The organism is Streptomyces sp. NPDC003023, from assembly GCF_042888225.1.
GTDB lineage: Bacteria > Actinomycetota > Actinomycetes > Streptomycetales > Streptomycetaceae > Streptomyces.
This window is the reverse complement of record NZ_JBIAPL010000012.1, coordinates 20,064-43,854: the sequence shown is the minus strand read 5'-3', so window position 1 is coordinate 43,854 and position 23,791 is coordinate 20,064. Positions and strand designations below refer to the sequence as shown.

The 23,791-nt window shown below is 70.9% G+C and carries 21 protein-coding genes and 1 pseudogene; 13 read left to right on the top strand and 9 right to left on the bottom strand.

The genetic code is table 11. From position 1 onward, the window contains the following. Positions 1 to 53: 53 nt before the first annotated feature. Positions 54 to 500, bottom strand: a complete 447-nt coding sequence (locus ACFYV1_RS29730) for a MarR family winged helix-turn-helix transcriptional regulator (RefSeq protein ID WP_389398698.1) — start codon at positions 498 to 500, stop codon at positions 54 to 56. A 92-nt stretch (positions 501 to 592) separates the two neighbouring features. On the opposite strand from ACFYV1_RS29730, the gene ACFYV1_RS29725 reads away from it, so the two are divergent. Next, entirely contained in the window at positions 593 to 2,401 is a 1,809-nt protein-coding gene (locus tag ACFYV1_RS29725; protein WP_389398697.1) for an ABC transporter ATP-binding protein, read from the top strand. Between the two features lie 159 nt (positions 2,402 to 2,560). After that, positions 2,561 to 3,433 carry an endolytic transglycosylase MltG gene (mltG, locus tag ACFYV1_RS29720; RefSeq protein ID WP_389398696.1) on the top strand — a complete coding sequence of 291 codons (873 nt, stop codon included), beginning with the start codon at positions 2,561 to 2,563 and terminating at the stop codon, positions 3,431 to 3,433. A gap of 129 nt (positions 3,434 to 3,562) precedes the next feature. On the opposite strand, the gene ACFYV1_RS29715 is transcribed toward mltG, so the two are convergent. From ACFYV1_RS29715 to ACFYV1_RS29700, 4 genes are all read right to left on the bottom strand, one after another. Further along, complete coding sequence (locus ACFYV1_RS29715) at positions 3,563 to 4,660, bottom strand: FAD-dependent oxidoreductase (protein ID WP_389398695.1); 1,098 nt, start codon at positions 4,658 to 4,660, stop codon at positions 3,563 to 3,565. Positions 4,661 to 4,739: 79 nt separating this feature from the next. Next, positions 4,740 to 6,053, bottom strand: a complete 1,314-nt coding sequence (locus tag ACFYV1_RS29710; protein WP_389398694.1) for an MFS transporter — start codon at positions 6,051 to 6,053, stop codon at positions 4,740 to 4,742. A gap of 2 nt (positions 6,054 to 6,055) precedes the next feature. Beyond that, positions 6,056 to 6,709, bottom strand: coding sequence for a DUF5825 family protein (locus ACFYV1_RS29705; protein ID WP_389398693.1), 654 nt, complete (start codon positions 6,707 to 6,709; stop codon positions 6,056 to 6,058). After that, positions 6,706 to 8,649: a RiPP maturation radical SAM C-methyltransferase gene (locus tag ACFYV1_RS29700; protein WP_389398692.1), complete on the bottom strand. Its 1,944-nt coding sequence runs from the start codon at positions 8,647 to 8,649 to the stop codon at positions 6,706 to 6,708. Before ACFYV1_RS29700 ends, ACFYV1_RS29705 begins: the two co-directional genes overlap by 4 nt. Before the next feature lie 446 nt (positions 8,650 to 9,095). Between ACFYV1_RS29700 and ACFYV1_RS29695 the strand changes: the two are divergent. The 4 genes and pseudogenes from ACFYV1_RS29695 to ACFYV1_RS29680 all read left to right on the top strand — a co-directional run bounded on the left by ACFYV1_RS29695 (position 9,096) and on the right by ACFYV1_RS29680 (position 12,984). After that, a pseudogene (locus ACFYV1_RS29695) lies at positions 9,096 to 9,379 on the top strand (hypothetical protein). A gap of 52 nt (positions 9,380 to 9,431) precedes the next feature. Then, positions 9,432 to 9,677: a hypothetical protein gene (locus ACFYV1_RS29690; protein WP_389398691.1), complete on the top strand. Its 246-nt coding sequence runs from the start codon at positions 9,432 to 9,434 to the stop codon at positions 9,675 to 9,677. Next, complete coding sequence (locus tag ACFYV1_RS29685) at positions 9,674 to 10,441, top strand: ABC transporter ATP-binding protein (RefSeq protein ID WP_389398690.1); 768 nt, start codon at positions 9,674 to 9,676, stop codon at positions 10,439 to 10,441. Before ACFYV1_RS29690 ends, ACFYV1_RS29685 begins: the two co-directional genes overlap by 4 nt. A 2-nt stretch (positions 10,442 to 10,443) precedes the next feature. Beyond that, a complete protein-coding gene (locus tag ACFYV1_RS29680) occupies positions 10,444 to 12,984 on the top strand; it encodes an FtsX-like permease family protein (RefSeq protein WP_389398689.1) in 2,541 nt (846 codons plus the stop codon). A 98-nt stretch (positions 12,985 to 13,082) separates the two neighbouring features. Here ACFYV1_RS29680 and ACFYV1_RS29675 read toward each other — a convergent pair whose 3' ends face one another. Next, positions 13,083 to 13,388 (bottom strand): cation:dicarboxylate symporter family transporter, encoded by a 306-nt coding sequence (locus ACFYV1_RS29675; protein ID WP_389398688.1) that lies wholly within the window; start codon positions 13,386 to 13,388, stop codon positions 13,083 to 13,085. Positions 13,389 to 13,701: 313 nt separating this feature from the next. Between ACFYV1_RS29675 and ACFYV1_RS29670 the strand changes: the two genes are divergently transcribed. The 3 genes from ACFYV1_RS29670 to ACFYV1_RS29660 all read left to right on the top strand — a co-directional run bounded on the left by ACFYV1_RS29670 (position 13,702) and on the right by ACFYV1_RS29660 (position 16,133). After that, positions 13,702 to 14,709, top strand: coding sequence for a D-cysteine desulfhydrase (locus ACFYV1_RS29670; RefSeq protein WP_389398687.1), 1,008 nt, complete (start codon positions 13,702 to 13,704; stop codon positions 14,707 to 14,709). Then, positions 14,706 to 15,449 (top strand): aspartate/glutamate racemase family protein, encoded by a 744-nt coding sequence (locus ACFYV1_RS29665; RefSeq protein WP_389398686.1) that lies wholly within the window; start codon positions 14,706 to 14,708, stop codon positions 15,447 to 15,449. The genes ACFYV1_RS29670 and ACFYV1_RS29665 overlap by 4 nt, the downstream gene beginning before the upstream one ends. Positions 15,450 to 15,620: 171 nt before the next feature. Beyond that, positions 15,621 to 16,133, top strand: coding sequence for a helix-turn-helix domain-containing protein (locus ACFYV1_RS29660; protein ID WP_389398685.1), 513 nt, complete (start codon positions 15,621 to 15,623; stop codon positions 16,131 to 16,133). Here the strand turns inward: ACFYV1_RS29660 and ACFYV1_RS29655 are convergent. Then, the gene (locus ACFYV1_RS29655) at positions 16,049 to 16,954 is read right to left on the bottom strand and encodes a LysR family transcriptional regulator (protein WP_389398684.1); all 906 of its coding nucleotides are present in this window, start codon (positions 16,952 to 16,954) and stop codon (positions 16,049 to 16,051) included. The two genes, ACFYV1_RS29660 and ACFYV1_RS29655, sit on opposite strands and share 85 nt — an antisense overlap. Positions 16,955 to 17,236: 282 nt before the next feature. Between ACFYV1_RS29655 and ACFYV1_RS29650 the strand changes: the two genes are divergently transcribed. Then, positions 17,237 to 18,406, top strand: coding sequence for a serine hydrolase domain-containing protein (locus ACFYV1_RS29650; RefSeq protein ID WP_389398683.1), 1,170 nt, complete (start codon positions 17,237 to 17,239; stop codon positions 18,404 to 18,406). 59 nt (positions 18,407 to 18,465) lie between these two features. Continuing rightward, positions 18,466 to 19,740 carry a serine hydrolase domain-containing protein gene (locus ACFYV1_RS29645; protein ID WP_389398682.1) on the top strand — a complete coding sequence of 425 codons (1,275 nt, stop codon included), beginning with the start codon at positions 18,466 to 18,468 and terminating at the stop codon, positions 19,738 to 19,740. Positions 19,741 to 20,035: 295 nt separating this feature from the next. On the opposite strand, the gene ACFYV1_RS29640 is transcribed toward ACFYV1_RS29645, so the two are convergent. Both ACFYV1_RS29640 and ACFYV1_RS29635 read right to left on the bottom strand, forming a co-directional pair. Beyond that, positions 20,036 to 20,695 (bottom strand): response regulator, encoded by a 660-nt coding sequence (locus ACFYV1_RS29640; protein ID WP_389398681.1) that lies wholly within the window; start codon positions 20,693 to 20,695, stop codon positions 20,036 to 20,038. Beyond that, positions 20,683 to 22,068, bottom strand: coding sequence for a sensor histidine kinase (locus ACFYV1_RS29635; RefSeq protein WP_389398680.1), 1,386 nt, complete (start codon positions 22,066 to 22,068; stop codon positions 20,683 to 20,685). The genes ACFYV1_RS29640 and ACFYV1_RS29635 overlap by 13 nt, the downstream gene beginning before the upstream one ends. Positions 22,069 to 22,490: 422 nt before the next feature. On the opposite strand from ACFYV1_RS29635, the gene ACFYV1_RS29630 reads away from it, so the two are divergent. Together ACFYV1_RS29630 and ACFYV1_RS29625 are read left to right on the top strand one after the other, a co-directional pair. Beyond that, positions 22,491 to 23,072 carry a sigma-70 family RNA polymerase sigma factor gene (locus ACFYV1_RS29630; protein WP_389398679.1) on the top strand — a complete coding sequence of 194 codons (582 nt, stop codon included), beginning with the start codon at positions 22,491 to 22,493 and terminating at the stop codon, positions 23,070 to 23,072. Beyond that, complete coding sequence (locus tag ACFYV1_RS29625) at positions 23,057 to 23,734, top strand: hypothetical protein (RefSeq protein ID WP_389398678.1); 678 nt, start codon at positions 23,057 to 23,059, stop codon at positions 23,732 to 23,734. Before ACFYV1_RS29630 ends, ACFYV1_RS29625 begins: the two co-directional genes overlap by 16 nt. Positions 23,735 to 23,791 lie beyond the last annotated feature (57 nt).

Genomic DNA, 23,791 nt, shown 5'->3' with positions numbered 1-23,791 from the left:
GGTGGGCGGCTGCAAACGATTTACGGCGCTCCGGCCGGGTGGGGACGGGTCGGTCAGCAGCGCGGCCCCGGGTTGTCGATCAGAGTGGAGAGCAGTCCGGCGAGCACCTCGCGCTGCTCGGCGGTGAGAGGCGCGAGCACGTCCTCCGCGGCTGCCCGGCGCGCGTCACGGAGGGCGCGCAGGGTGGCGCGGCCGGTGTCGGTCAGCTCGATGCGGATCACCCTGCGGTTCGTCGGATCCGGCACCCGCCGCACCCTGCCCACGGCTTCGAGTCCGTCGACCAGGCTCGTCACGGCGCGCGGCACCACCTCGAGGCGCTCCGCCAGATCGGCCATCCGGGGCGGCTCCTCGTAGTGCGCGACGGTGCGCAGCAGCCGCGACTGGGCGGGGGTGATCGCTATGTCGGCCGATTCGAGCTGGCGCTTCTGGCTGCGGTGCAGCCGGCGGGTCAGTCGGAGCAACTGCTCGGCCAGCAGGCCGTCGGCGTCGGGAGTGCGCATGCGGGAACAATATCAGGACCTTGTTCATTGTGAATACAGGTAACAATGAGCTAGGCTCTCGAAAGATCACACCGTCCTGACCGAGGAGACCATTGCGGCCCGAACACACCAACTGGACACCACCGCCCAAGGACCCCGACCAGCCGCCCGCCGAGGTGCGGCGGATCCTGCGGCTCTTCCGGCCCTACCGTGGCCGGCTCGCCGTCGTGGGTCTGCTCGTCGGCGCCTCGTCGTTGGTCTCCGTCGCGTCGCCGTTCCTGCTGCGCGAGATCCTGGACACCGCGATTCCCCAGGGGCGGACCGGGCTGCTCAGCCTGCTCGCCCTCGGCATGATCGCCACTGCCGTGATGACCAGCGTCTTCGGTGTGCTCCAGACGCTGATCTCCACCACCGTCGGTCAGCGCGTGATGCACGACCTGCGCACCGCGGTCTACGCCCAGTTGCAGCGCATGCCGCTCGCCTTCTTCACCCGCACGCGCACGGGTGAGGTCCAGTCGCGCATCGCCAACGACATCGGCGGCATGCAGGCGACCGTGACGTCGACCGCCACCTCGCTCGTCTCCAACCTCACGGCGGTCGTGGCGACCGTCGTCGCCATGCTCGCACTCGAATGGCGGCTCACCCTGGTGTCGCTGGCGCTGCTGCCGCTGTTCGTCTGGATCAGCCGCCGGGTCGGTCGCGAGCGGAAGAAGATCACCACACAGCGGCAGAAGCAGATGGCCGCCATGGCGGCCACCGTGACGGAGTCCCTGTCCGTCAGCGGCATCCTCCTCGGCCGCACGATGGGCCGGGCCGACTCCCTGACCAAGGCCTTCGCCGAGGAGTCCGAGCGACTGGTCGACCTCGAGGTGCGCTCGAGCATGGCCGGCCGCTGGCGGATGTCGACGATAGGGATCGTCATGGCCGCCATGCCGGCGCTGATCTACTGGGCCGCCGGGTTCGCGCTCCGCGGTGGCGGGCCCGCGATCTCCATCGGCACGCTCGTCGCCTTCGTCTCGCTGCAGCAGGGCCTCTTCAGGCCCGCGGTGAGTCTGCTCTCCACGGGTGTCCAGGTGCAGACCTCGCTCGCGCTCTTCCAGCGGATCTTCGAGTACCTCGATCTGCCGGTCGAGATCACCGAACCCGCGAAGCCCGCGTCGCTCGACACCATCCGGGGAGAAGTCCGTTTCGAGAAGGTCGACTTCGCCTACGACGCGGACCAGGAGCGGCCGACCCTCGACGGTGTCGACCTCACCGTCCCGGCCGGCGGATCGCTCGCCGTCGTCGGACCGACGGGCTCGGGAAAGTCCACCCTCAGCTATCTGGTCCCCCGCCTGTACGACGTCACCGAAGGCCGGGTCACGATCGACGGCGTCGACGTGCGGGACCTGGACTTCGAGACACTCGCCCGGGCCGTCGGCGTCGTGTCCCAGGAGACGTACCTCTTCCACGCGTCCGTCGCCGACAACCTGCGCTTCGCCAAGCCGGACGCCACGGACGAGGAGATCGAGGCGGCCGCCCGTGCCGCGCAGATCCACGACCACATCGCTTCCCTCCCCGACGGCTACGGCACCCTGGTCGGCGAGCGGGGCTACCGCTTCTCCGGCGGGGAGAAGCAGCGGCTCGCCATCGCCCGCACCATCCTGCGCGACCCGCCGGTCCTCATCCTCGACGAGGCGACCAGCGCCCTCGACACGCGCACCGAGCACGCGGTGCAGCAGGCGATCGAATCGCTCTCCCGGGGCCGGACCACGATCACCATCGCCCACCGGCTCTCGACCGTCAGGGATGCGGACCAGATCGTGGTGCTCGACGCCGGCCGCACGGCCGAGCGCGGCACCCACCAGCAGCTCCTCGAACAGGGCGGACGCTATGCCGCCCTGGTGCGCAGGGACGCACAACTGACGCCTGCCGTCCCCTGAGCGCCCGCTGTGTTCCTTCCGAGCGACCCGTCCGTGATCGCCGCAGCCGCGCACGGTGGTGCCGCCGCTCGTGTGACGGGGGAGCGGTCGCGTACCGGATGTCGTGTCGTCGCCGGTCAGGTCCCGTTTCCGGCGTACCCGCCGGGTTAGCTTGGCCGCATGACGAACAAGCCCTCGTCGCCGGGACGGTTCGGGCGCGCGTCCCGTCTGACGCGCCGTGGCCGACTGGTGCTGGTGGCGGGCGCCGTGGGGGTGGCGGTGGCCGCGGTCGCGGTGCCGCTGCTGACGCCGGAGCCCGAGAAACAGCACCGCCCGCCTCCGCCGCAGACCAGGACGCTGGTCATTCCGGAAGGCTGGCGTGCCACCCAGATCTACACGGCCGTCGACAAGGCGCTGGGGGCCGCGTCCGGTACCACCGGGAAGGCGGCCGTCACGACGAAACTGAACCTCCCGGCCGACGCCGGGGGAAACCCGGAGGGCTACCTCTTCCCGGCCACGTATCCCGTCGTCGACGGTACGACCACCCCGGCGAGTCTCCTGAGTTTCATGGTCAACACCGCCAACCAGCGCTTCGGTACCGACCGCATCGCCCAAGGGGCCCGTGGCATCGGTGTGACACCGCATCAGGCGGTGAACATCGCCAGCATCGTGCAGGCCGAGGCGGACACACCGGACGACATGGGCAAGGTCTCCCGCGTCATCCACAACCGGCTCGCCCAGGGCATGCCCCTGCAAATGGACTCGACCCTCAACTACGCGCTGGGTCGCAGCACTCTGGACACCACGACCGCCGACACCCGCCTGCAGAGCCCCTACAACACCTATGAGCGCCAGGGCCTGCCGCCCACGCCCATCGACAACCCGGGGGAGGAGGCGATGAACGCGGCGATCGCGCCTCCACCCGGCGACTGGCTCTACTTCGTGACCGTGAAGCCGGGCGACACCCGCTTCACCAGCAACTTCGACGAGCATCAGCGCCATGTCGCGGAGTTCAACGCCGTACGGGCCGAGGCGCGCGCAGGCGGCGGCTGACAGCACCTGCGGGCGTCCCCGATCAGTCGCCGGGTCCGCCCCGGGAGGCCCGCCGCGGGAAGGCCCGCCCCGGACCCGTCGGCCCGGCAAGGCCCGCCCCGAACCCGCCCGCCCGCCCGGGGGAATCTCTCAGATCAGGGCGGGTTCCGACTTCTCGGGCCGGGCCGGTTCGTGTGCGAGCAGACGGGTGATCTCCCGTACGGCGGCCCGCCCGGCACGGTTCGCACCGATCGTCGAGGCCGACGGACCGTACCCGACGAGGTGCAGCCGGGGGTCGCGCACGGCCCGGGTGCCGTCCATCCGGATCCCCCCACCCGTCTCACGCAGCCGCAGCGGGGCCAGGTGGTCGATCGCGGCCCGGAACCCCGTCGCCCAGAGGATCACATCGGCGTCCACGACCCGGCCGTCGTCCCAGGCGACACCCGTCGGCGTGATCCGGTCGAACATCGGCAAGCGGTCCAGCACTCCGGCCGCCCGTGCCCGCCGGATCGCGTCGGTCATCGGCAGGCCGGTCACGGACACCACGCTCCGCGGCGGCAGTCCGCGCCGTACACGCTCCTCCACCAGAGCCACGGCCGCCCGGCCCGCGTCCTCACCGAACGGCCCCTCCCGCCACACCGGGGGCCGTCGCGTCACCCAGGTCGTCTCCGCCGCGACATCCGCGATCTCCATCAGATGCTGAGTGCCGGACGCCCCGCCGCCGACAACGACCACCCGCTGCCCCGCGAACTCGGCCGGGCCCGGGTAGTCGGCGGTGTGCAGCTGCCGCCCGCGGAAGGTTTCCTGGCCCCGGTACCGCGGCCAGAACGGCCGCTCCCAGGTCCCCGTCGCGTTGATCAGGGCCCGCGCCGACCAGATTCCCTCCGAAGTCTCCACGGCCAGCCGCCCACCGTCCCCCTCCCGGACGGAGCTCACCGCGACGGGCCGGTGAACGCGCAGGTCGAAGCGCTCCTCGTAGGCGGTGAAGTAAGCGCCGATGACCTCGGAAGAGGGCCGCTCGTCATCCGCGTCCGTCAGTTCCATGCCCGGCAGCGCATGCATGCCGTGGACCTTGCCGTAGGTGAGCGACGGCCAGCGGAACTGCCAGGCACCACCGGCGCTCGGGGCCCGGTCCAGCACCACGAAGTCCCGGTCCGGCGTCAGGCCGGCGCGCCTCAGGTGGTACGCGGCGGACAGCCCTGCCTGCCCCGCGCCGACGACCACCACGTCCACTTCCCGAGCCACCATGTCGTTCACGTTTCTACCAACAGGGGGCATGGCCCGGATCTTCCCGCGGCGATGTGTGCACCTGGGGCGGCATCGAGCACTACGAGGAGCGCACCGCCTCGCGGGCATCACCGCGTTCCGGGCCGGAGTCCGCCTCGAGGCGGACCGACGCACGGGTGGGGAGCCAGAGGGTCGCCGCCGCGAGCAGTGCCACCACCGCGCATCCCGTCAGCACGGGCACGTTGCCGAGCCAGGCCGCGAGCGCGCCGCCGGCCAGCGCGCCGATCGGTACGGTGCTGATCAGAGCGGCCTGGACGAAACCGGCGACGCGGCCCTGCAGGCCGGCGGGAGTGACGAGTTGCTGGGTGGTGGTCATGGAGATCGCCCAGACGGTGGCGGTCAGCCCGAAGGCGAACTGGTAGGCGAGGAGTACGGGGAAGGCGAGCCCCAGCGCGGCGGTCGGGATCAGGAAGACGGCAGCGCCCGCCAGGACCGCGCAGAGCTGCGTCGCCCGCCACAGTCCGACGGTACGGGCGAAACGGCCCGCCAGCAGGACGCCGAGGACGGTGGCCACGCTGTGCATGGCATACATCGTCCCCAACTGCCAGGCCGGGAGATCGAGTTCACGGGTCGCGTAGTGCACCAGGAGTGCGTCGGCCGCTCCGCTGCCCAGATTGAGGCCGGCGCCTGCCAGGACCTGACGGCGCAGCTTGGGTTCGGCGCGGACCACCGCGAGGCCCGCCCGCAGTGCGGCCGCACCGGTGTCGTTCGCACTGGTGTCGTCCGCACCCGTGCCGTCCGCCGGGCGCTTCCGCTCGGCCGGCGTGTTCAGGGCGGCGGGGAGCGCGAGCAGCAGCAGCGCCTCTACGGTGTAGGCCGCGGAGCCCGCGAGGAGCGCCGGCGCGGGACCGGTGAGGGCGACGAGGACGCCTCCCAGCGCAGGTCCTCCGATCTGGCCCGCCGTGCGGGCACCGGTCAGGACGGAGTTGGCGGAGAGAAGCTGTCCGGGGTCCACGACACGGGGCAGTGCCGCCTGCAGGGCCACCGAGAGCGAGAAGGTCAGCGCACCGGAGACGGCGGCCACCGTGTACAGATGCGGCCAGCTGATCTGTCCCATGGCACCCGCGAGCGGCACCGAGCCGACCACCACGGCCTGCAGCGAGGTGAGTACCACGGTGAGCCGGCGCAGCCGGGCCCGGTCGGCCAGGACTCCGGCGAACGGGCTCAGCACCGCCCCGGGGAGGTAGGACAACCCCATGATCGCCGCCGCCTCTAACGGGCCGGCGTGCAGCTCGGTCACGGCCAGCAGGGCGAGGGCGAGCGTGGTGATCTGCCGCCCGACCGAGCTGGCGCTCTGCTCGGCGCAGAGCAGGAGGAACGGCCGGTGCCGCCACAGCGGACGTGAGGCGCACACCCTCAGATCCCTGTGCAGGGCGCCGGCCAGTGCCGGATGCGGGGCGGCAGGGCCACCGCCCACCCGTCGGTGACGAGCACCAGTCGCTCGCGGACGAGAATGCCGACGGCCTCGCGCTGGACCTGGTTCAGCCCCGCCACGGCGGTGGCGTCCAGAGTGGTGCGGAAGGCGGCGAGCAGATCGGGGTGGTCGAGGGTGAACCGTGCAGCGACCGGCGGTTCCCTGCGGTCGAGGACGGTGACGAAGCCGGGCCCGTTGCGGTGGTACAGCTGCCCGTACGCTCGCCGGGCCCGCCACTCGGCCACCGCGGGCGGTTCCCCGGGCAGGGCCACCGGTGCCGGGAGGTGCCGCAGCAAGGTGACGTCGTACGTCGTCTCCCGGGACTCGGTGCACAGCGGGTCACCGGGGTCCGGTTCCCACACCACCGCCAGGTCGTGGCTCAGGCACTCGCGCAGGAACTGGACCTCCACCGCGGCCCGGCGTCCGCCGGCGCCCAGCCGCAGTGGGCGGTCCACCAGGACCTGTCGTCCGGTGAGCCGGTGGGGAACCTCCGCCGGCAGGGCCGCGGCGGGACGGGCCGGACGGGCCGGAGGTGCCGGGGGCGGCCGGAGCGCGGCCGGACGAGCCGGGGGCGGGGGCGGGTGAACGGCGGTCATCCGACAGCCTCCTGCTGTTCGACGGACGCGGCGGGGTGGAGGGGCTCGACGGGCCCGGCCGCGCACTCGATCGCCCGTCCGTCCCCCTCGGCGAAGCGGACGGGGACATGCCAGGTCGGCAGCGACACGTACGTCCGGTCGTCTCGGTAGAGCAGACCGAGAAGGACGCCCTGCTCGAGCCATCGCGCGAGCCTGTCGGGAGTCGGCCCTTCCGCGCCGTCGGTCAGCAGCCGGTGCAGTGCCTGAGCTGTCCTGCCGTGCTCCAGATGACGCAGGGCGGCCGCCTCCCAGCCGGTCAGCCGGTGGCTCCGCCGCGGCCAGCCGTGCCTGCGGTCGTGGACCAGGAGGACGTCCTCGCTGCCGCTCTCGAGCTCCAGGACCAGCGTGGACGTGGGATAGCCGGTGCGCCATTCCCCGACCGCCCGGGTCAGCCGCTCCTCGACGGCGCCCCCGATGCCTGCGGGCGGGGTGTCGAACAGGTAGACCAGGTCGGCGAGTTCATCGTCGGGGAGGTCGTAGACATGCCCGTACATCTCGGCCGGACGCCGCTCGGCGAAGCCGAGCGCGGGATCGGTGAAGTGGGGACTGAAGCGTTCGAGCTGGATGCGGAAGGCGCCACCCGGCGGCTGCAGATGGACCAGCGCGGGCAGTTGCTCCAGCACAGCGGTGTAGTCCGAGTCATGCTCGCCCGGGAATCCGTAGAGGTAGTTCCAGGAGCAGGTGAGCCCGTGGTTGTCGCACTCGCGGAGCGTACGGATGTTGCGGGCGCCGCTGACGCCCTTGTCCATGAGGTCGAGGACTCTGCTGCCCAGGCTCTCGATACCGGGCTGGATGTGGACCGCGCCGGACCGGCCGAGCAGGGCCAGTTGTTCCGGTGTGAGGTTGGACTTCACCTCGTAGTGCATCCGCAGGTCCCAGCCGCTTTCTGCCGCGCTCGGCAGGAAGTCCTTGAAATAGGCCATGTCCATGATGTTGTCGACGGTGATGATGTCGAGAATCCGGTGACGGCGTACGAGCCGGTCGATCTCGCTCCACAGACGCTCGCCGGGTTTGGCACGGAAGGACATGGCCGAGCCGTTGAGCCCGCAGAACGTGCAGTGGTGCTTCTCTCCCCACCAGCAGCCACGGGCGCCCTCCACCACCAGCTTGGGGTGGATGTACCCGGCCACCGGGGAGGAGTCGAGAGCCTCCTGCCAGAGGTCGTAGTCGGGCGAGGGGATGTCGGCGGGCGCGACGGTGCGCCGGGTCTCCGTGTTGGCCCGCGAGGTCGCGCCGTCCCACCAGCACAGGCCCGGTATCCCGTTAGGCACGGCGGCGCGGTCCGGCGCTTCGATGTGCGCCAGAAGCGCGGGCAGGACGTACTCCCCCTCACCGCGCACGACGTAGTCGACGAACGGGTGGTTGCGGTGCAGGGCGTGCCCCATCGGACCGTCGCAGTTGCTGCCGCCGAAGACGATCGTGAGCGCCGGGCGGCGGCGCTTGAGCTCCTGTGCCAGCGCGAGCGAGGACACGTTCTGCATGAACGTACTGGTGAACGCGACGACATCGGGATCCCCGGCAAGGAACTCCGCGGCCGTCTCCGCGATGAACTCCGCGGCGTGCTCCCGCATTTCGGACGCGGTGCCGATGTCGATGCCCCGCCGCTCGGCGTACTCCGCCAAGCGTGTGACTCCCCAGTCCGGGTCGTCGTGGAGGACACCGGAGAAGACCCAGTCCCCGAGCCCGTCGAAGATCGACTCGCTGCCCACCACGATGTGGTCGTCCGGCCTGATCCGCCCCCCGGTGCGCTTGAGCAGGAACTCCGCCCAGCGCAGTGATCCGTGGAACTCCAGCACTTCGTCGTCCGGCCGGGCTTCGGCCAACAGCGCGTGGAGCAGGCCGATCTGCAGTGACGGCAGCTCGATCGGCTGCCACGGCATGGTCGTGAGCTGGATGCGCATGCGGTCCCCCTCGCGCCGAAGGGGCGCCGGTCCTCGCCCGGCGCCCCCTCCTTCTCCGGTCAGCGTGTCGGCCGCTTCTCGATGGTGTGCCGTTCCCGGGTCCTGGCCTCTTCGCGGACGATGACCTTCTTGATCTCCATGCTTCCTCCGTCAGTCGCTTCGCCGGACGTTCCAGAGCATGTACCCGTACCCCTGAGACACGATCTTGAGCCTCAAGTGGCCTCACCGTAGGCAGAGTTGAGATTGATGCGCAATGGCGGCACCGGCCATCCGGCCGTCCCGCGACTCCCCCTGCCCCGGGACCTGCCGACACCGAGCGACCTCGGCGGGACCGCCTCTCGACGGCTCGTCCGCGACGCCGGTCCCGGGCGTGCCGGAGGGGCGGGTGACCGGGCCGGGGGGGAGAGAGGTCGGGGGCCAATCCCGGAACCTTCACCACCGCGACCGTGACCATCAGCACCGGCTCCGACGAGACGGTCACCGATCCGACCGGTGCCTTGAGCGTTTCCTCAGGGAGAACGCCGACGGTGCCGACGACCTGCTCAACCTTTTCGTCCCGCCGCACGCGACGCTCCCCGTGGTCGGCGGCCGGCTGGAACTGGGCACCCGGCAGTCCGTGTGCCTCGTCGAGTCGAGGGTCGGCGACGTCTTCGGACCACCGGAAGTACAGCCTGCTGTACCCCGAACCGGGCGGCTGACGGGCTCGGCGGCGGGGGACGGCGGTTCCTAGAGTCGCTTGCGACAACGAAGCCCCTGGGAACACCACGACGAGGGAGCACCCCGTGATCACCCCCGATCCTTACCACCTGGCCGGCGTCGGCCGGCCCCCCGCGGGGCCGTCGGACGACGGCCCCCGCATCGGAGCCGTCCGCATTCTGCTCTGGCTCGTGCTGGTGATCAGCCTGGTGGGCAACATGGTCGCCTCGTACAGCGACAGGGCGGCACTCGTCCACCTCGTCTGCGGCGTCGTGACCGGGCTCAGTGTGATCGCGCTCGTGACGCAGCGTCTGCGGGGGCGGCGGCGATGAATACGGCAGTCGAAGGACTCGGGTTCCACCGGACCGGAACGCCGCAGCATCCCGCCATCACGATGACGGGCGTCAGCAAGGTGTATCCGGGCGGAGTACGTGCCCTGGACAACGTGTCCCTGACGGTGGAGTCAGGCACGTTCCTTGCCGTAATGGGGCCGTCCGGGTCGGGCAAGAGCACGCTGATGCACTGTGCGGCGGGCCTCGACGCCCCGTCGCAGGGGAGCATCCGCATCGAGGGGCAGGAGATCGGCGGGCTGAACGAGACCCGCCGGACCGAACTGCGCCGCGAACGCGTCGGGTTCGTCTTCCAGTCCTACAACCTGGTGCCCTCGCTCAGCGTGTCGGAGAACATCACCCTGCCTCTGCGACTGGCCGGGCGAGCCCCGGACCCCGAGTGGGTACGGATGCTGATCGAGCGGGTCGGCCTGGCCGACCGGCTGTCTCACCGGCCGGCCGAGCTCTCCGGCGGGCAGCAGCAGCGGGTCGCCCTGGTCCGGGCCCTGGTGGCGAGGCCGGCCGTGGTGTTCGCGGACGAGCCGACGGGCGCGCTCGACGTGCGCAGCGCCCGCCAGGTACTGGACCTGCTGCGTGACCTCGTCGACGACTTGCGGCAGACGGTCGTGATGGTCACCCACGACCCCGCCGCCGCGGCGCGGGCACACGAAACACTGGTCATGGCGGACGGACGGGTCGTGGACAGTCTGCCGATGCCCACCGCTTCCGAGCTGGCCGGCCGTCTCGCCGCGCTGGGAGAGGGCTGACCGTGCTGCGTCTCGCGGTGGAGACGGCCAAGGACCGGATCACCTCACTACTGGCGGTGTTCTGCGCGGTGCTCGGCGCGGCAGCACTGCTCACGGCCACCGGCGTGCTGGCCGAGTCGGGGCTGCGTTCCCATCTGCCGCCCGGGCGGTTCGGCGGCGCGGACATCGTGGTCTCCGCCGACCAGACGGTCCACCCGGCAGGGGAGTTGCCGATCGCGCTGCCGGAGCGCGGCACCGTACCGGCGGACCTGGCCGGCGAACTGGCCGGCGTGCCCGGTGTCACCGCCGCCGTGGGGGACATCGGCTTCCCCGCGGGCGTCGTCGACGCCGAGGGCCGCGCGGTGTCCACCTCCGATCCTCGGACGGCCGGGCACGGCTGGTCCTCCCTGAAGCTGCTGGAGCGGCCGGGGACCGAGGGCAAGGAGCCGACCGCTTCCGACGAGGTCGCCGTGGACAGCGCTGTCGCCGCTGCCGCAGATGTCCGACCGGGGGACCGTATCCGTGTGGTGGCAGCGGGCAGGTCCGCCGTCTACCGTCTGACCGCTGTGGTGGACGCCGCCGGAGCCGGCCTCCTCTTCTCCGATCGGACAGCCGCCCGCCTCGCCGGCCGCGACAGCGGTCCCAAGGCCGGGACCGTAGACCTGATCGGACTCCGTACCGCCCCCGGCGCAGCGGACACGGTCGCGACCGACGTCCGCGACGCGCTGCGCGGCAAGGGGCTGGTGGTGGCCACCGGTGCCGAGCGGGGCGACCTCGTGGCGCCCGACGCGGCGGCGGCTCGCTCCCTGCTGATCCTTCTCGCCGGCTCCCTGTCCGGCGTCATCCTGCTGATCACCGGATTCGTCGTAGCCGGCGCGCTGGGGGTGTCGATCGCCGGACAGCGCCGTGCGCTGGCCCTGATGCGGGCCGTCGGCGCGACCCCGAAGCAGATCCGCCGCCTCGTCGCCGACCAGGCAACCGTGGTCGCGGCCGTGGCCCTCGTGCCCGGTGCGGGTCTCGGCCACCTCCTGGCCGGAGGGTTCCGCCGCCAGTTGGCCGACCGGGGTGTGCTTCCCGCCGACCTGCCGCTGACCGTCAGTCCGCTGCCCGCGATCGCCACCGCCGTGCTGCTGGTGCTCGCCGTGCAGGTGTCGGCCCGGTGCGCCGCGAGGCGCACTTCCCGGCTGCCGGCGACCGAGGCCGTGGCCGAGTCGCGCAGCGAACCCGCCACCCCTTCGCGTGCCCGCACCTTCATCGGTCTGCTGCTCGTCGCCGCCGCGACCACGCTCTCCGTCACACCGCTGCTGTCCCGTACCGCCCTCGGCGCGAGCACCGCCTCCCTGGCCGGGATCGTCGGAGCGATCGGCCTGGCCATGGCGGGCCCCGCCCTGGTCCGCGGGGGCGGCGAGATGCTGGCCCGGCGGCTGCGGCCCGGGGTGTCGGCGGCGACCTGGCTGGCGGTGTCCAACGTCCGCGGGTACGCCCTGCGTCTCGCCGGGATCGTCAGCGCCCTGGCCATGATGGTCGCCTTCCTCCTGACGTACACGCTCGCTCAGACCACCCTGCAGGCCGCCACTTCGCAGGATGTGCGCACCGGCACACTCGCCCAGCACCGTCTGAGCGCACCGGGCCTCGGCGGTCTGCCCGACGGCACGCTCGACGACATCCGGCGCACCGACGGCGTGAAGGCCGCGGCTCCTGTCAGCAGCACCACCGCGATCTGGTCCTTCGAGGAACTGGGCGACCCCGCGGCCGAGTCCTCCACCGCGATGATTCTCACTCCGGCAGCGTCCGGTGTCCTCGACCTCGGCGTGAGTTCCGGGACACTGAGCGGTCTCACCGGGGAGACCGTCGCGATCGGCAGTGACGTCGCACGCTCCCGTGGCACTGCGGTGGGAGACCGGGTGAGTCTCGTCCTCGGCGACGGAACCCTCGTGAGTCCCCGGGTCGTCGCCGTCTACAGCCGGGGCCTCGGCTTCGGCCCACTGGTGCTCTCCCACGACCTCGTGCGCGGTCACACCACCACCGGTCTCGCCCAGAGCATCCTGGTGCGCACGGACGGCAGCGCGATGACCGACGACCGCCTCGCCGCTCTCACCACCTCCCACGCGGGCCTGGTGCTCGAGCCGGCGGTGGCTGACGCTCCCGAGAACCTGAGCGACGCCCCACCCGAGGTGTGGATCAACCTCGCCACCATCGCGATCCTCCTCGGCTACCTCCTCCTGAGCATCGCCAACAAGATCGTTGCCGCCACCGCGCAGCGCCGGAACGAGATCGCCATCCTCCGCCTCACCGGCACCACACCCCGTCAGGTCCTGGCGATGATGCGGCGCGAGGCGGCGGTGATCGCCGGTGCGGCCCTGGTCGCGGGCCTGGGGCTGTCCGCGGTTCCCCTCGCCCTCCTCGGCACCGGATTCCTGAACCGTCCCTGGCCGGCGGGCCCGTCCTGGCTGCTGCCCGCGCTCGCGGTCACCGTCGCGGCCGTCGCCTTTCTCAGCACCGAGCTGCCCACCCGCCGTACCCTGCGCACCAGTCCGGCGCACGCGCCGGCAGAGCGCGGGTAGCGGGATCCGCTGCCGGTGTCTTCACCGAAGCCGATCGTGTGATCGGAGCGCACGGGCCGGCCGCCACCGCTACGGGCGGAGCGGCCGGCGCGTCCTGGTCATGGACGCATCGCCCGATCGCCGGTCGGCCGGTCCTCGGTGCTGCCGCCCGGCACGTTCTCCAGGACCTTCGCCGGGACCTTCTCCGGGGCCTTCTCCGGGTCGGTGAACATGCCTTCCGAACTCGCCATGGCCACGGCGGCGAGTGAGTTGCCGGCCACGTTCAAAGCGGTCCGTGCCATGTCGACAACGAAGTCGACGGCCAGCAGGACGGCGACGCCCTCCGCGGGCAGCCCGATGGCCGTCGAAGCGGAGAAGAGCACCACGATCGAGGCGGACGGCACTCCCGCGATGCCCTTGGTCACCCAGCACCACTCCGACCACGAGCGCGATCAGTACCTGCACGCCGAGAGGCGGCATCGATATCCTGCGTCTGCTGTTCCCGGCACCGCCGACCTCCGGCGCGGCGGCTGCTTTTGCATTCCACATGAGGGACAGGTCCTTTCCGTCTCCGGTGGAGTGCTATTCGGCGGGATGGTGCGACCCGCGTCAAGGGGGTTGCCGCAGCCCATGCGTCCTGTGCATAGCGCCTGCTGGAAACGGCATTGGACACCTGATTCATCCGGGGATTGACTGGCGGCACATTCATCCGGAGGCAAGCAGCAGGGGAGATCTTCCATGGTTCAGACCGCACGTTTCGCTCGCTTTCCCCTGGGGCTCTTCCCGACCGCGCTCGAGCCGATGGAGCGGCTGACCGCGCATCTGCGGGAGAGCCATTCCGTAGTTCCCAACCTCTGGATCAAGCGCGACGACTGCACCGGTCTGGCGACCGGCGGCAACAAGACCCGCAAGCTGGAGTTCCTGGTGGGAGAGGCGGTCCAGCAGGGGGCCGACGTGCTGATCACCCAGGGAGCCACCCAGTCCAACCATGCCCGGCAGACCGCGGCGGCCGCGGCACGCGCGGGCATGGAGTGCAAACTCTTCCTCGAGAAGCGCCAGACACGGGACGAGGAGTACGAGCTCTCCGGCAACGTGCTCCTCGACGAACTCCTCGGGGCCGAGGTCGTCGACCGTGTGCCGGCCGGGACCGACATGCAGGAGGTGATGGAGCTGCTGGCGGACGAGCTGCGTGTGCGCGGGAAGCGGCCGTACGTCATCCCCGGCGGCGGGTCCAACCCGTTGGGAGCGGTGGGGTACGTCCAGTGCGCCCAGGAGCTCGAGGCGGCTCCCGTTCCCGTCGACTGGGTGGTGCACGGAACCGGAAGCACGGGAACACAGGCGGGTCTTGTCGCCGGATTCCGGGCGATGAACAGTCCGGCGAAGGTGCTGGGGGTCAGCGTCCGGCAGAAGGAGGACGCTCAGATCGACGCGGTGCTCGGCCTGGCCGAGCGCACGGCCGACCTCATAGGAGCCGAAGGCACGGTCACGAGGAAGGACGTTCTGGTCGACGACCGCTGGGTCGGCGGCGGGTACGGGGTTCCGACCGACGCCATGACAGAGGCCGTCCGCCTGGTCGCGTCCCTGGAGGGTGTCCTGCTCGACCCTGTCTATTCGGGCAAGGGATTCGCCGGCCTTCTGGGAAACATCGCCGACGGACGCTTCGCCGCGGACGACAACGTCGTCTTCCTGCACACAGGCGGGAGCGCGGCCCTGTTCGGTTACCGCTCCACGTTCCAGACGGCATGAGCACATTCCGCGAGGACCACCTGGTCGGCATCCTCGGCGGTATGGGGCCGGCCGCGACAGCCGCGTTCTACACCAAGCTCGTCGAGCGGACTCCCGCGATCCGGGACCAGGACCATCTTCGTGTGGCGATCTGGGCCGACCCGACCGTCCCCGACCGGGTGGGAGCGGTGCTCGGCGGCAGCAGCGACCCCTACCCCGCGATGCTGGCCGGCGCCAGGCGGTTGTACGCCCTCGGAGCGACCGTGGCGGTCATGCCGTGCCACACCGCGCACGCGTTTCTGCCGGCCCTCGTCAGGGACACGGGCCTGCGGTTCCTCGACATGGTGGCCGAGACGGTCGCCGAACTCGAGAGGCGCGGCGGGGCGGTCGGCAGCGTTGGGCTGCTCGGCACCCGCGGGACGATGTCGACGGGCCTCTACCAGAACCGTCTGCAGGAAGCGGGTTTCGACGTCGTGCTGCCGCCCGAGTGGGTGCAGGTGCAGGTGGACCGTGCCATCGAGAAGGTCAAACAGGGCGACTCGATGGCGGCTGCCAGGAACCTCGACACCGCGCTCAAGGCGATGGCGCGGGCCGGTGCCTCCCCGGTCGTGCTCGCGTGCACCGAACTCCCGCTGGCGGCACGGTACCTGTACGGATCGCGGCACTCGGTTCTGCTCGATCCGACCGATCTGGCAGCCGACGCGGTCATCCGCGAATGCCGCGGCACACGTCCGGCCCGGACCCCACGGGCCGCCGGTTAGCGCGCGCCTTCACGAAACGGCGGCGCCGGACGTCCCGAAGCCGGCGATCACCGCGAACCTGCGTATCCGGGCCATCCTGCGCCGCACCGCCGGCCGGCAGCCGGAGAACCGGCTGGCGGTCGGTGACTCACCCTGGATCCCGAAGGCCATCAGGTGACGCGTGGCGGACGGGTGATACCGCTTTCTCCGACCGGGTTCGGCCTGCCGCGGGTGCTGATGGAGCATGCCGGCCAGATGCTGTCCAAGCAGCAACTGCCGGAGTCCGTATGGCACTACGACTTCGGCGGCGGCGACAGCATCTTCGCCTCGTACATCAGCTACTTGCGGCGCGAGGTGGACGTCCATGAGCCCGAACTGATCCACACGGTGCGCACAACCGGCTACGTGCTGCGCAGGCCCCGCAGTGAACGGCCCCGTGGCACGCGGGATCCGGGGCCTCTCGCTGCCGGCCGGCTGCTCGTGATCACCGTACTGCTGCTGGTGGCCGCACTGTTCGGCAGCACCGGACTCGCCGTCGACCAACTCCGGCGCGGCGCGGCCGCCCGCGTTGCCGCACCTCGACGGCGCCGCGGTCGCCCGCCATGCGCATGGCCGTTCGGTCAGGTGCCGGCCGCCGCACGTTCGGCGGCACGGTGCCAGACGGCGGCCGCCCGCTCGGGCATCCTGTCGTGGCGGACTCTGTAGAGCCGGATCTCCAGCCTCGCCGTCAGCGACGGGTCACCCACCTGCTTCAGTGTGCCGGCGGCGAGGTCGGAGGCCACCAGAGACCCGGGCAACCACCCGACACCCATGCCCGAACAGACGAGAGCGGCCAGCGCGGACGTGAAGTCGCTCTGGGCGACGGGCAAGAGGTGCAGATCCCGCTCCGCCAGAACGCGCTCGGTCACCCGCCCGAGGAAAGCGCCCTGGCTGTGAGTGACCATGGGTACGGGGCGACCGGCGGTGCCGGGCAGTGCGAAGTCCGGTTGCCTGCCGCTCACGGCCGAGTACGGAGCCAGAAGATCGTCCGCCACGACGATCCACTCGACATCGACGGCGGGGACGCTCAACGGGAGCGCCGGATCGGCGTAGGCCAGCAGCAGGTCGCAGCCCCCGTGGATCAGGGCGTCGTAGGCGTCCAGCGTGTTGGACGGCAGCAGAACGCATGGCGTCGGCGGCTGATCGGCGGACTCCGTCCACCACTGCGCGAAGAACGTCGTCGCCAAGGTGTGCGTGGCCGCTACACGCACCGATCCTTTCGGTGACCGCTGCCGACCGCGGATCTCGTCACGGACCGTACTGAGAGCGCCTACGGCCTCGATCGCACCGGCCCGCACCTTGACGCCCGCCGGTGTCAGCCCGGCCGGATACGTCGATCGATCCACCAGAGGCTCGCCGAACCAGATCTCGAGCGCCCGGATCCGTCGGCTGAAGGCCGGCTGGCTCACGTGCTGCGCCTCTGCGGCGCGTGTGAAACTCCCGTGCTCGGTGAGCGCGAGGAAGCTCTCGAGCCAGCCAATGTCCACGGAGGGAGCGTAGATGGGCGGTCCGCGGTTGTGAAGCGTGTCGCCGTGCGCGCACGGGTGGCTGAGCCGGACACGCTGGTCCTCCTGCCTGGTGCCGAGCGGGGGAGTGAGGACGTACGGGGCCTCTGAGCGGTGCCACCGGACGGCACCCTCGGGGGAGTCCCCACTCGAGGCGGTAGTGCCTGTGCTACCCCGGCTGGGCAGTGGACGGGATCGCTGGGCGAACGGCGCCAGGACAGGCTGGTGCCCATCAAAGGGAGTCATCCAGCAGGGAGTTGTCCAGTGGTTCAGCATCGCACCTCGAAGTCCCGCAACCACCGCAAGACGGTCCTGGCGGTGTCCGTGCTCGGGGCGATCGCCGGGCTCGTCGCGGTGGGCGCGCCCCTGGCGAGCGCCGGACAGGACCAGGCCAAGCCCCGTGCGGCGGTGCAGCAGAGCCTGGACCGCCTCGTACGCGACGACGGTTTCCCCGGTGCGCTGGCCTCGCTGCGCGACTCCAAGGGCAACTTCCGCAACTACACCGCCGGCGTGGGCGACCTGGAGACCCGCTCCAAGGTCCCCGTGGACGGACAGGTGCGGATCGCCAGCACCAGCAAGCTCTACACGGCGACCGTCGTCCTGCAGCTCGTCGGTGAGGGCAGGATCGACCTCGACGCGAGCGTCGAGACGTATCTGCCGGGTCTGGTCCGCGGTGAGGGGATCGACGGCAGGAAGATCACCGTCCGGCAGCTGCTACAGCACACCAGCGGACTGCCCGACTACACGGCGACCATGCCGGACTTCTCGAAGTGGCGGAACACCTACGTCACGGCCCACGACCTGCTCGACATGGCTCTGAAGGAGAAGGCGTCGTTCGCTCCGGGCAACGGCTGGGAGTACAGCAACACCAACTACACCGTCGCCGGGCTCATCGTGCAGAAGGTCACCGGCCGCCCGATCGGTGAGGAGATCACCAACCGGATCGTCGAGCGCATCGGCCTGCGCCACACCTACTGGCCAGGCGCCGGCGACCGGAGCATCCGCGAACGCCACCCGCACGGCTACGCGTCCGACACCCCCGGCGGGCCGCTGTCGGACGCCACAGAGGCCGACCCCTCCTGGGGCGGAGCGGCCGGTCAAATCATCGCCCGCCCGAGCGATGTCAACCGCTTCCTCACCGCTCTGATGGACGGCGAGCTGCTGAAGCCGCGGCAGCTGAAGGAGATGCGGACCACCGTCCCGGCCAAGGGCCTCCCCGACGGCTGGCGGTACGGGCTGGGCATTGTCGAGATGCCGCTGAGCTGCGGCGGGGTCGCCTGGGGCCACGGCGGCGACTTCGACGGCTACGAGAACCGCAACGGCGTCACGGACGACGGCCGGGCGGCCACGGTCGCGGTGACGGCCCTGCCGTCCGGCGTGCAGGCGGCGGAGCACGTCAACGCCGCCCTCGACACCGCTCTGTGCGCTCGCTGACCAGACCTCCGTCACCTCCGCACTCGCCCGTACTTCAGCTACTCACAAGGGGAAACACCATGTCCGATCGTCGTCACAAGCTGCTGGTCCTGAGCGGTGTCGTCGCAGCTCTCACGCTGACCGTGCCCGCAGCGAACGCCACGGAGAACCGTCCGGGCGCCGGCGTGGAGAAGAGCCCGGACGCGCTGACGGTCCGGTACGACGACGCCGTGGAGAACGGCCTGGACGAACTGACGGACCGGTACGACGACGCTGTGGAGAAGAGCCTGGACGAACTGACGGGCCGCCGCGACGCCGCGGTGATCAAGAGCCTGCGCGCACTGGTTGCCGAGGACGGCTTCCCCGGCGCACTGGCTTCGCTGACCGACAGCAGAGGCCGCACTCGCAACTACACGGCCGGCGTGGGCGACCTGGAGACGGGAGCCAGGGTCCCGCTCGACGGTCAGGTACGGATCGCGAGCAACACCAAGATGTTCACCGCCACCGTCGTCCTGCAGCTTGTCGGTGAGGGCAGGATCGACCTCGACGCGAGCGTCGAGACGTATCTGCCGGGTCTGGTCCGCGGTGAGGGGATCGACGGCCGGAACATCACCGTCCGGCAGCTGCTCCAGCACACCAGCGGACTGGCCGACTACGACGAGGAGGTGGTGCAGGACTACCTCACCAAGCAACGGCACCGCTATTTCGAGCCCCGTGAGATCCTCGGCCTGGCCCTGAAAAAGAAGGCGCTGTTCGCGCCCGGCGCCGGCTGGAGTTACAGCAACACCAACTACGTGCTGGCCGGCCTGCTCGTGGAGAAGGTCACCGGCCGCCCGGTCGGTGAGGAGATCACCGACCGGATCATCAAGCCCATCGGGCTGCGGCACACGTACTGGCCGGGCGTCGGCGACCAGACGATCAAGGGCCGGCACCCGCACGGCTACTTCGCCACCGCTCCCGACGCCCCTTACACCGACGTCACCGAGCAGGATCCCTCTGCGAGTTGGGCCGCCGGCCAACTGATCGGCACCCCCAGCGACCTCAACCGCTTCCTCACCGCCCTGCTGGACGGCGAGCTGCTGAAGCCTCAGCTGCTCAAGGAGATGCAGACAACCGTCGAGGCCCCCGACCTCGACACGGTCGGCGACGGCCGCTACGGCCTCGGTATCTCCACCTTCAAACTGAGCTGCGGCGGGTTCGCCTGGACCCACGGCGGCAACGCTCCCGGCTTCACCACGCGCAACGCGGTCACGGCGGACGGCCGGGCCGCCACCATCGCGGTCACCGCCCTCCCGACATCGCTCCCCGCCGCGCAGCACGTCGAGAAGGCCCTCGACACCGCACTCTGCAGCTGACACACCGCACGGCCGATGGCCCGCGCGCGGAACAACGCCGCAGGTGGACCCGCCGTCCATTCGCCCCGCTGGATCTCATCCGGCGGGGCAAAGTGCCGTGAACGACGAGAAGCGGTCACGTGCACACCCGCACCGAAGCGCTTCCACATCCGGCAGTCCGTTCATGGCGTCAGAGTACGAACAGGAAGTCGGCTCGTCAGTCTGTGAGGTCCTGCGCATAGGTCATGACCTGCTCGGCGCTCGAGGCGGGCTCCACCGGGGCGGCGGTGGACCCTGCCTCGAGCCGGAGCCTGCCTCAGGCGCGGCGCTGTTCGTTCTCGAGGTAGCGCAGGACCGCGGCAACGCGACGGTCCACCCGGTCGGTCGGCGACAGGTCGAGCTTGCCGAAGATGCTGCGGATGTGTTTGTGGACGGCGCCGTCCGTGACGAACAGCCGTTCGGCGATGGCGGAGTTGCCGAGTCCTTCGGCCATCAGTGCGAGGACGTCGCGCTCGCGCGGGCTGAGCCGTTCCAGCCGGGTGTCGTCACGGCTGCGGGTGAAGAGCTGCGCGACGACCTCCGGGTCGATGGCGGTACCACCGTCCGCGACACGTCCCAGCGCCTCGAGGAACTCCTCGACCCGGCCCACGCGTTCCTTGAGGAGGTACCCGAGGCCGACGACCCCGCCGGTGAGCAGTTCGGTGGCGAAGCTCTGTTCCACGTACGCGGACAGGACGAGGACGCAGAGGTCCGGTCTGCGGCGCCTGGCCTCCACCGCCGCGCGGATCCCCTCGTCGGTGTGGGTCGGCGGCATCCGGACGTCGAGGATGGCGACGTCCGGCTTGTGTTCGTCGATGGCGTCGAGGGCCGCGTCGGCGGTGCCGGCGGTTGCCACCACGTCGAGGGACTCCGCGCGCAGCAGCAGGGCGAGTCCCTCCCGCAGCAGAGGGTCGTCCTCGGCGATCACGATCCGCATGGAAGTTCCACCTTCAGTGTTGTGGGTCCGCCGGAAGGGCTGAAGACGTCGAGAGTTCCGTCGTGTGCCGCGATGCGCCGGCTGATGCCGAGGAGCCCGGAGCCGCCGTTCTCGTCCGCGCCGCCCCTGCCGTCGTCGGTGATGTCCAGGAGCAGCATGCCATCGGTGCTGCGGACGGTGACCATTGCCGTCTTCGCCTGGCTGTGCTTGGCGATGTTGGTCAGCGCCTCGGCCACGACGAAGTAGGCGGTCGCCTCGACGGACGCGGCGCACCGGTGCGGCACATCGACGTCGATCCGGCACGGCACCGGGCAGGACGCGGCGAGTCCGGTGAGCGCGCCGGTGAGCCCCCGGTCGGCCAGCACGGGAGGGATGATGCCCCGGACGACCGTCCGGAGTTCGGAGAGCGCCTGCTCGGCGGCCGAATGCGCGCGTTCGAGGAGTTCTTCTGCGCCGGACGGGTCGCGGGCCACCATCCGGCGGGCGGCACCCAGCAGCACGGTGACGCTCACCAGCCGGTTCTGCGTGCCGTCGTGCAGTGACCGCTCGATACGGCGCAGTTCGGCGGCGTGGGCGTCCAGGGCGGCGGCCCGGGTGGCGGTGAGTTCCGCGATCCGCAGGGACATGTCCGCGTCGGGCCCCGCCGACAGCAGCCGCCGCCCCGGCCGGTCCTGAAGGTCCGCCATTCCCGGTGCGAGGCCCACGATGACGGCGATCCAGCCCACTCCCAGCAGAGCCACGGGCAGGGCGTCGAACCAGTTGTGCGCGACGCCCAGCCCCAGCGACGTACTGGTGGTGTCCGCGGGGCTGAGCCACCACCACAGCGGGAAGGTGGTGTCGCGGACCGCGGAGACCGGCATGAGGAATCCGAGCAGGCCGAGGAGCAGGCCGAGCGTCGCGTGGCGGACCAGCCAGCGCAGTTCCCGGCGGGTGGTGGAATCCGTGACGGCCGCGCGCAGCCGGGTCGGCGCCGGTCCCGGGCCGACCAGTTCGGGCCCCCAGCGGGTGAGCCGGCGGCGCTCGCGCTCGGCGACGGCGTGCAGGGCGTGCAGCGCGCTCGGTACCAGCAGCAGTCCCACCCCGGCCAGGCACGCGACGGCGGTCACGGCCAGCCAGATCAGGGCGGCCAGTGCCGGCAGCGCGGTCCGCAGCCCACTGACCAGCCTCTTGAGGGACTTGAGAGCGGCAAGCGAAGCGGGCAGGGCGATGGCCTTGATTCCGGAGTCGGGTCCGCCTGCGTCGCGGGTGCTGCCGCGATGTGTGCCCCCGGGCCGCGAACGGTCCTCCCGTGCCCGACGCCTGTGCGGTCCCGTTCCGGCTCTGTGTGCACCGGCCCGTTCGTCCGCCACCGGCTCGTCCCTCTGGTTCACCATGCGCGTCCTTCCGGCGACGATCCCGCACCGCCGGGGCGGTCGGCCGTCAACTCAGCAGTGAAGGCTACAGCCCGCCGATTCCGACGCCCCCGGGGCCGGCCGCTCGGCGTCACGGGACCGTCCTGCCGGTGTCCCGGAGGTTGGTGGTGTGGGTCATCCGCCGTTTGCGTCTCTCGTCGGTACGACGGTGATCGTCTCCCGCCGTTCGGCCGGGTGGGTGGGTGTGAGCCCACCGACCGGGAGCAGCATTTCAAGAGGGAAGGAGAGGGACGTGGCCAGGGGCCCTCGGGCGGCGGCGACATTCCTTCCGCCGCGTTTCAACACATGCGGCGGGGCCCGCGTATCCCCTGATGAACGTCGTCTCCGGAGATGGGGAAGCACCATGAAGTCCTGGCGCGCAGCGGATGCGAGCGGACGTGGCTGTGAGCGGTAGCCCTCTGCGGTGGTTTCGCGGCCGGACGGCGACGACCGACCCGGAGCCCGCCGGATTCCGGACCGAGCGCGACGTGCAGTCCGCCTACGATCTGTACGGTGGCGAACTCTTCGGATTCGCGTTCAAGGCGCTGGACGACAGGCAGCTCGCCGAGGACGTGGTGCAGGAGACCTTCATCCGCGCCTGGAGGTCGCCTCGTGGCTACGACCCTGCCCAGGGCAGTCTGCGGACCTGGCTGTTCGCCATCGCCCGGAACGGTGTGGTGGACGCCATGCGGCGGCGCAAAGTCCGTGAAGGACCGGGCCTTTCGTCGTGGGACGTCGTGTCCGAGTCGTCGTCGGCGTTCGACGGCGTGGATCAGCTTCTCGACCGGATCCAGCTCGGGGAAGCATTGGAGCGGCTGAGCCCGCAGCACAGGGAGGCGGTGGTGGAGGTGTATTTCGGCGGTCGTACCTGCGCCGAACTGGGTGAGGAGCTGGGTATTCCGGCATCCACCATGCGCAGTCGCCTCTACTACGGTGTGCGGTCGCTGCGGCTTGTCCTGGAGGAGAACGGGTGGCTGGCGCCATGAACAAGGAATGTTTCCCCTTCCGACCCCTCCTGACCGAGCATCTGCTGCTCGGAACGCCGTTGCCGAAAGAACTCTCCCGGCATCTCGACCAGTGCCTCGACTGCACCCGTGAAGCCGGTGAGACCGAAGACGTGGTCCGGACACTGCAGCGGGTGAACCCGTTGGCGGGCTGGGCCCGTTCACCGGCTCCGGAACTGCACGCGCGGCCGTCGAGGGAACTGGGGGACCGGATCCGCCGGGAGACGGCCGGAGGGAAGACCGCCCGGACCACTCGCGGGAGGCGGATCGCTCTGGGTCTCGCCGCTGCCTGCGTCACCGCCACCGCGGTGATCATTCCCCTCAACATGCCGGACCAGGAGAGCCGGGCGCCCGAGGCCACGTCAGTCGTGCTGGTGCGCCAGGGGAAGATGATCGACCGGCCGTACGGCACCGAGGTCCCGGTGGCACTGTCGGGTCTCAGGGCGGGGGAGACCTATCACATGGTGACGGTCAACGCCGACGGCAGGCGCATCTCCGGCGGCAGCGTACGGGCCGAGAACGGCGAGCAGTTCTCCTTCCGCATGGTGACGGCCATGGACAAGGACACCATCACCGAACTGATGGTGGAGGACGAGGACGGGCGCATCGTGACCCGCGTACCCGTGCGACCCTCCCCGGCCTGACCAGCCGAAGCAACACGACCTGGCGCCGAACTTTCCTGGCGGTCAGGCGATCCGCCA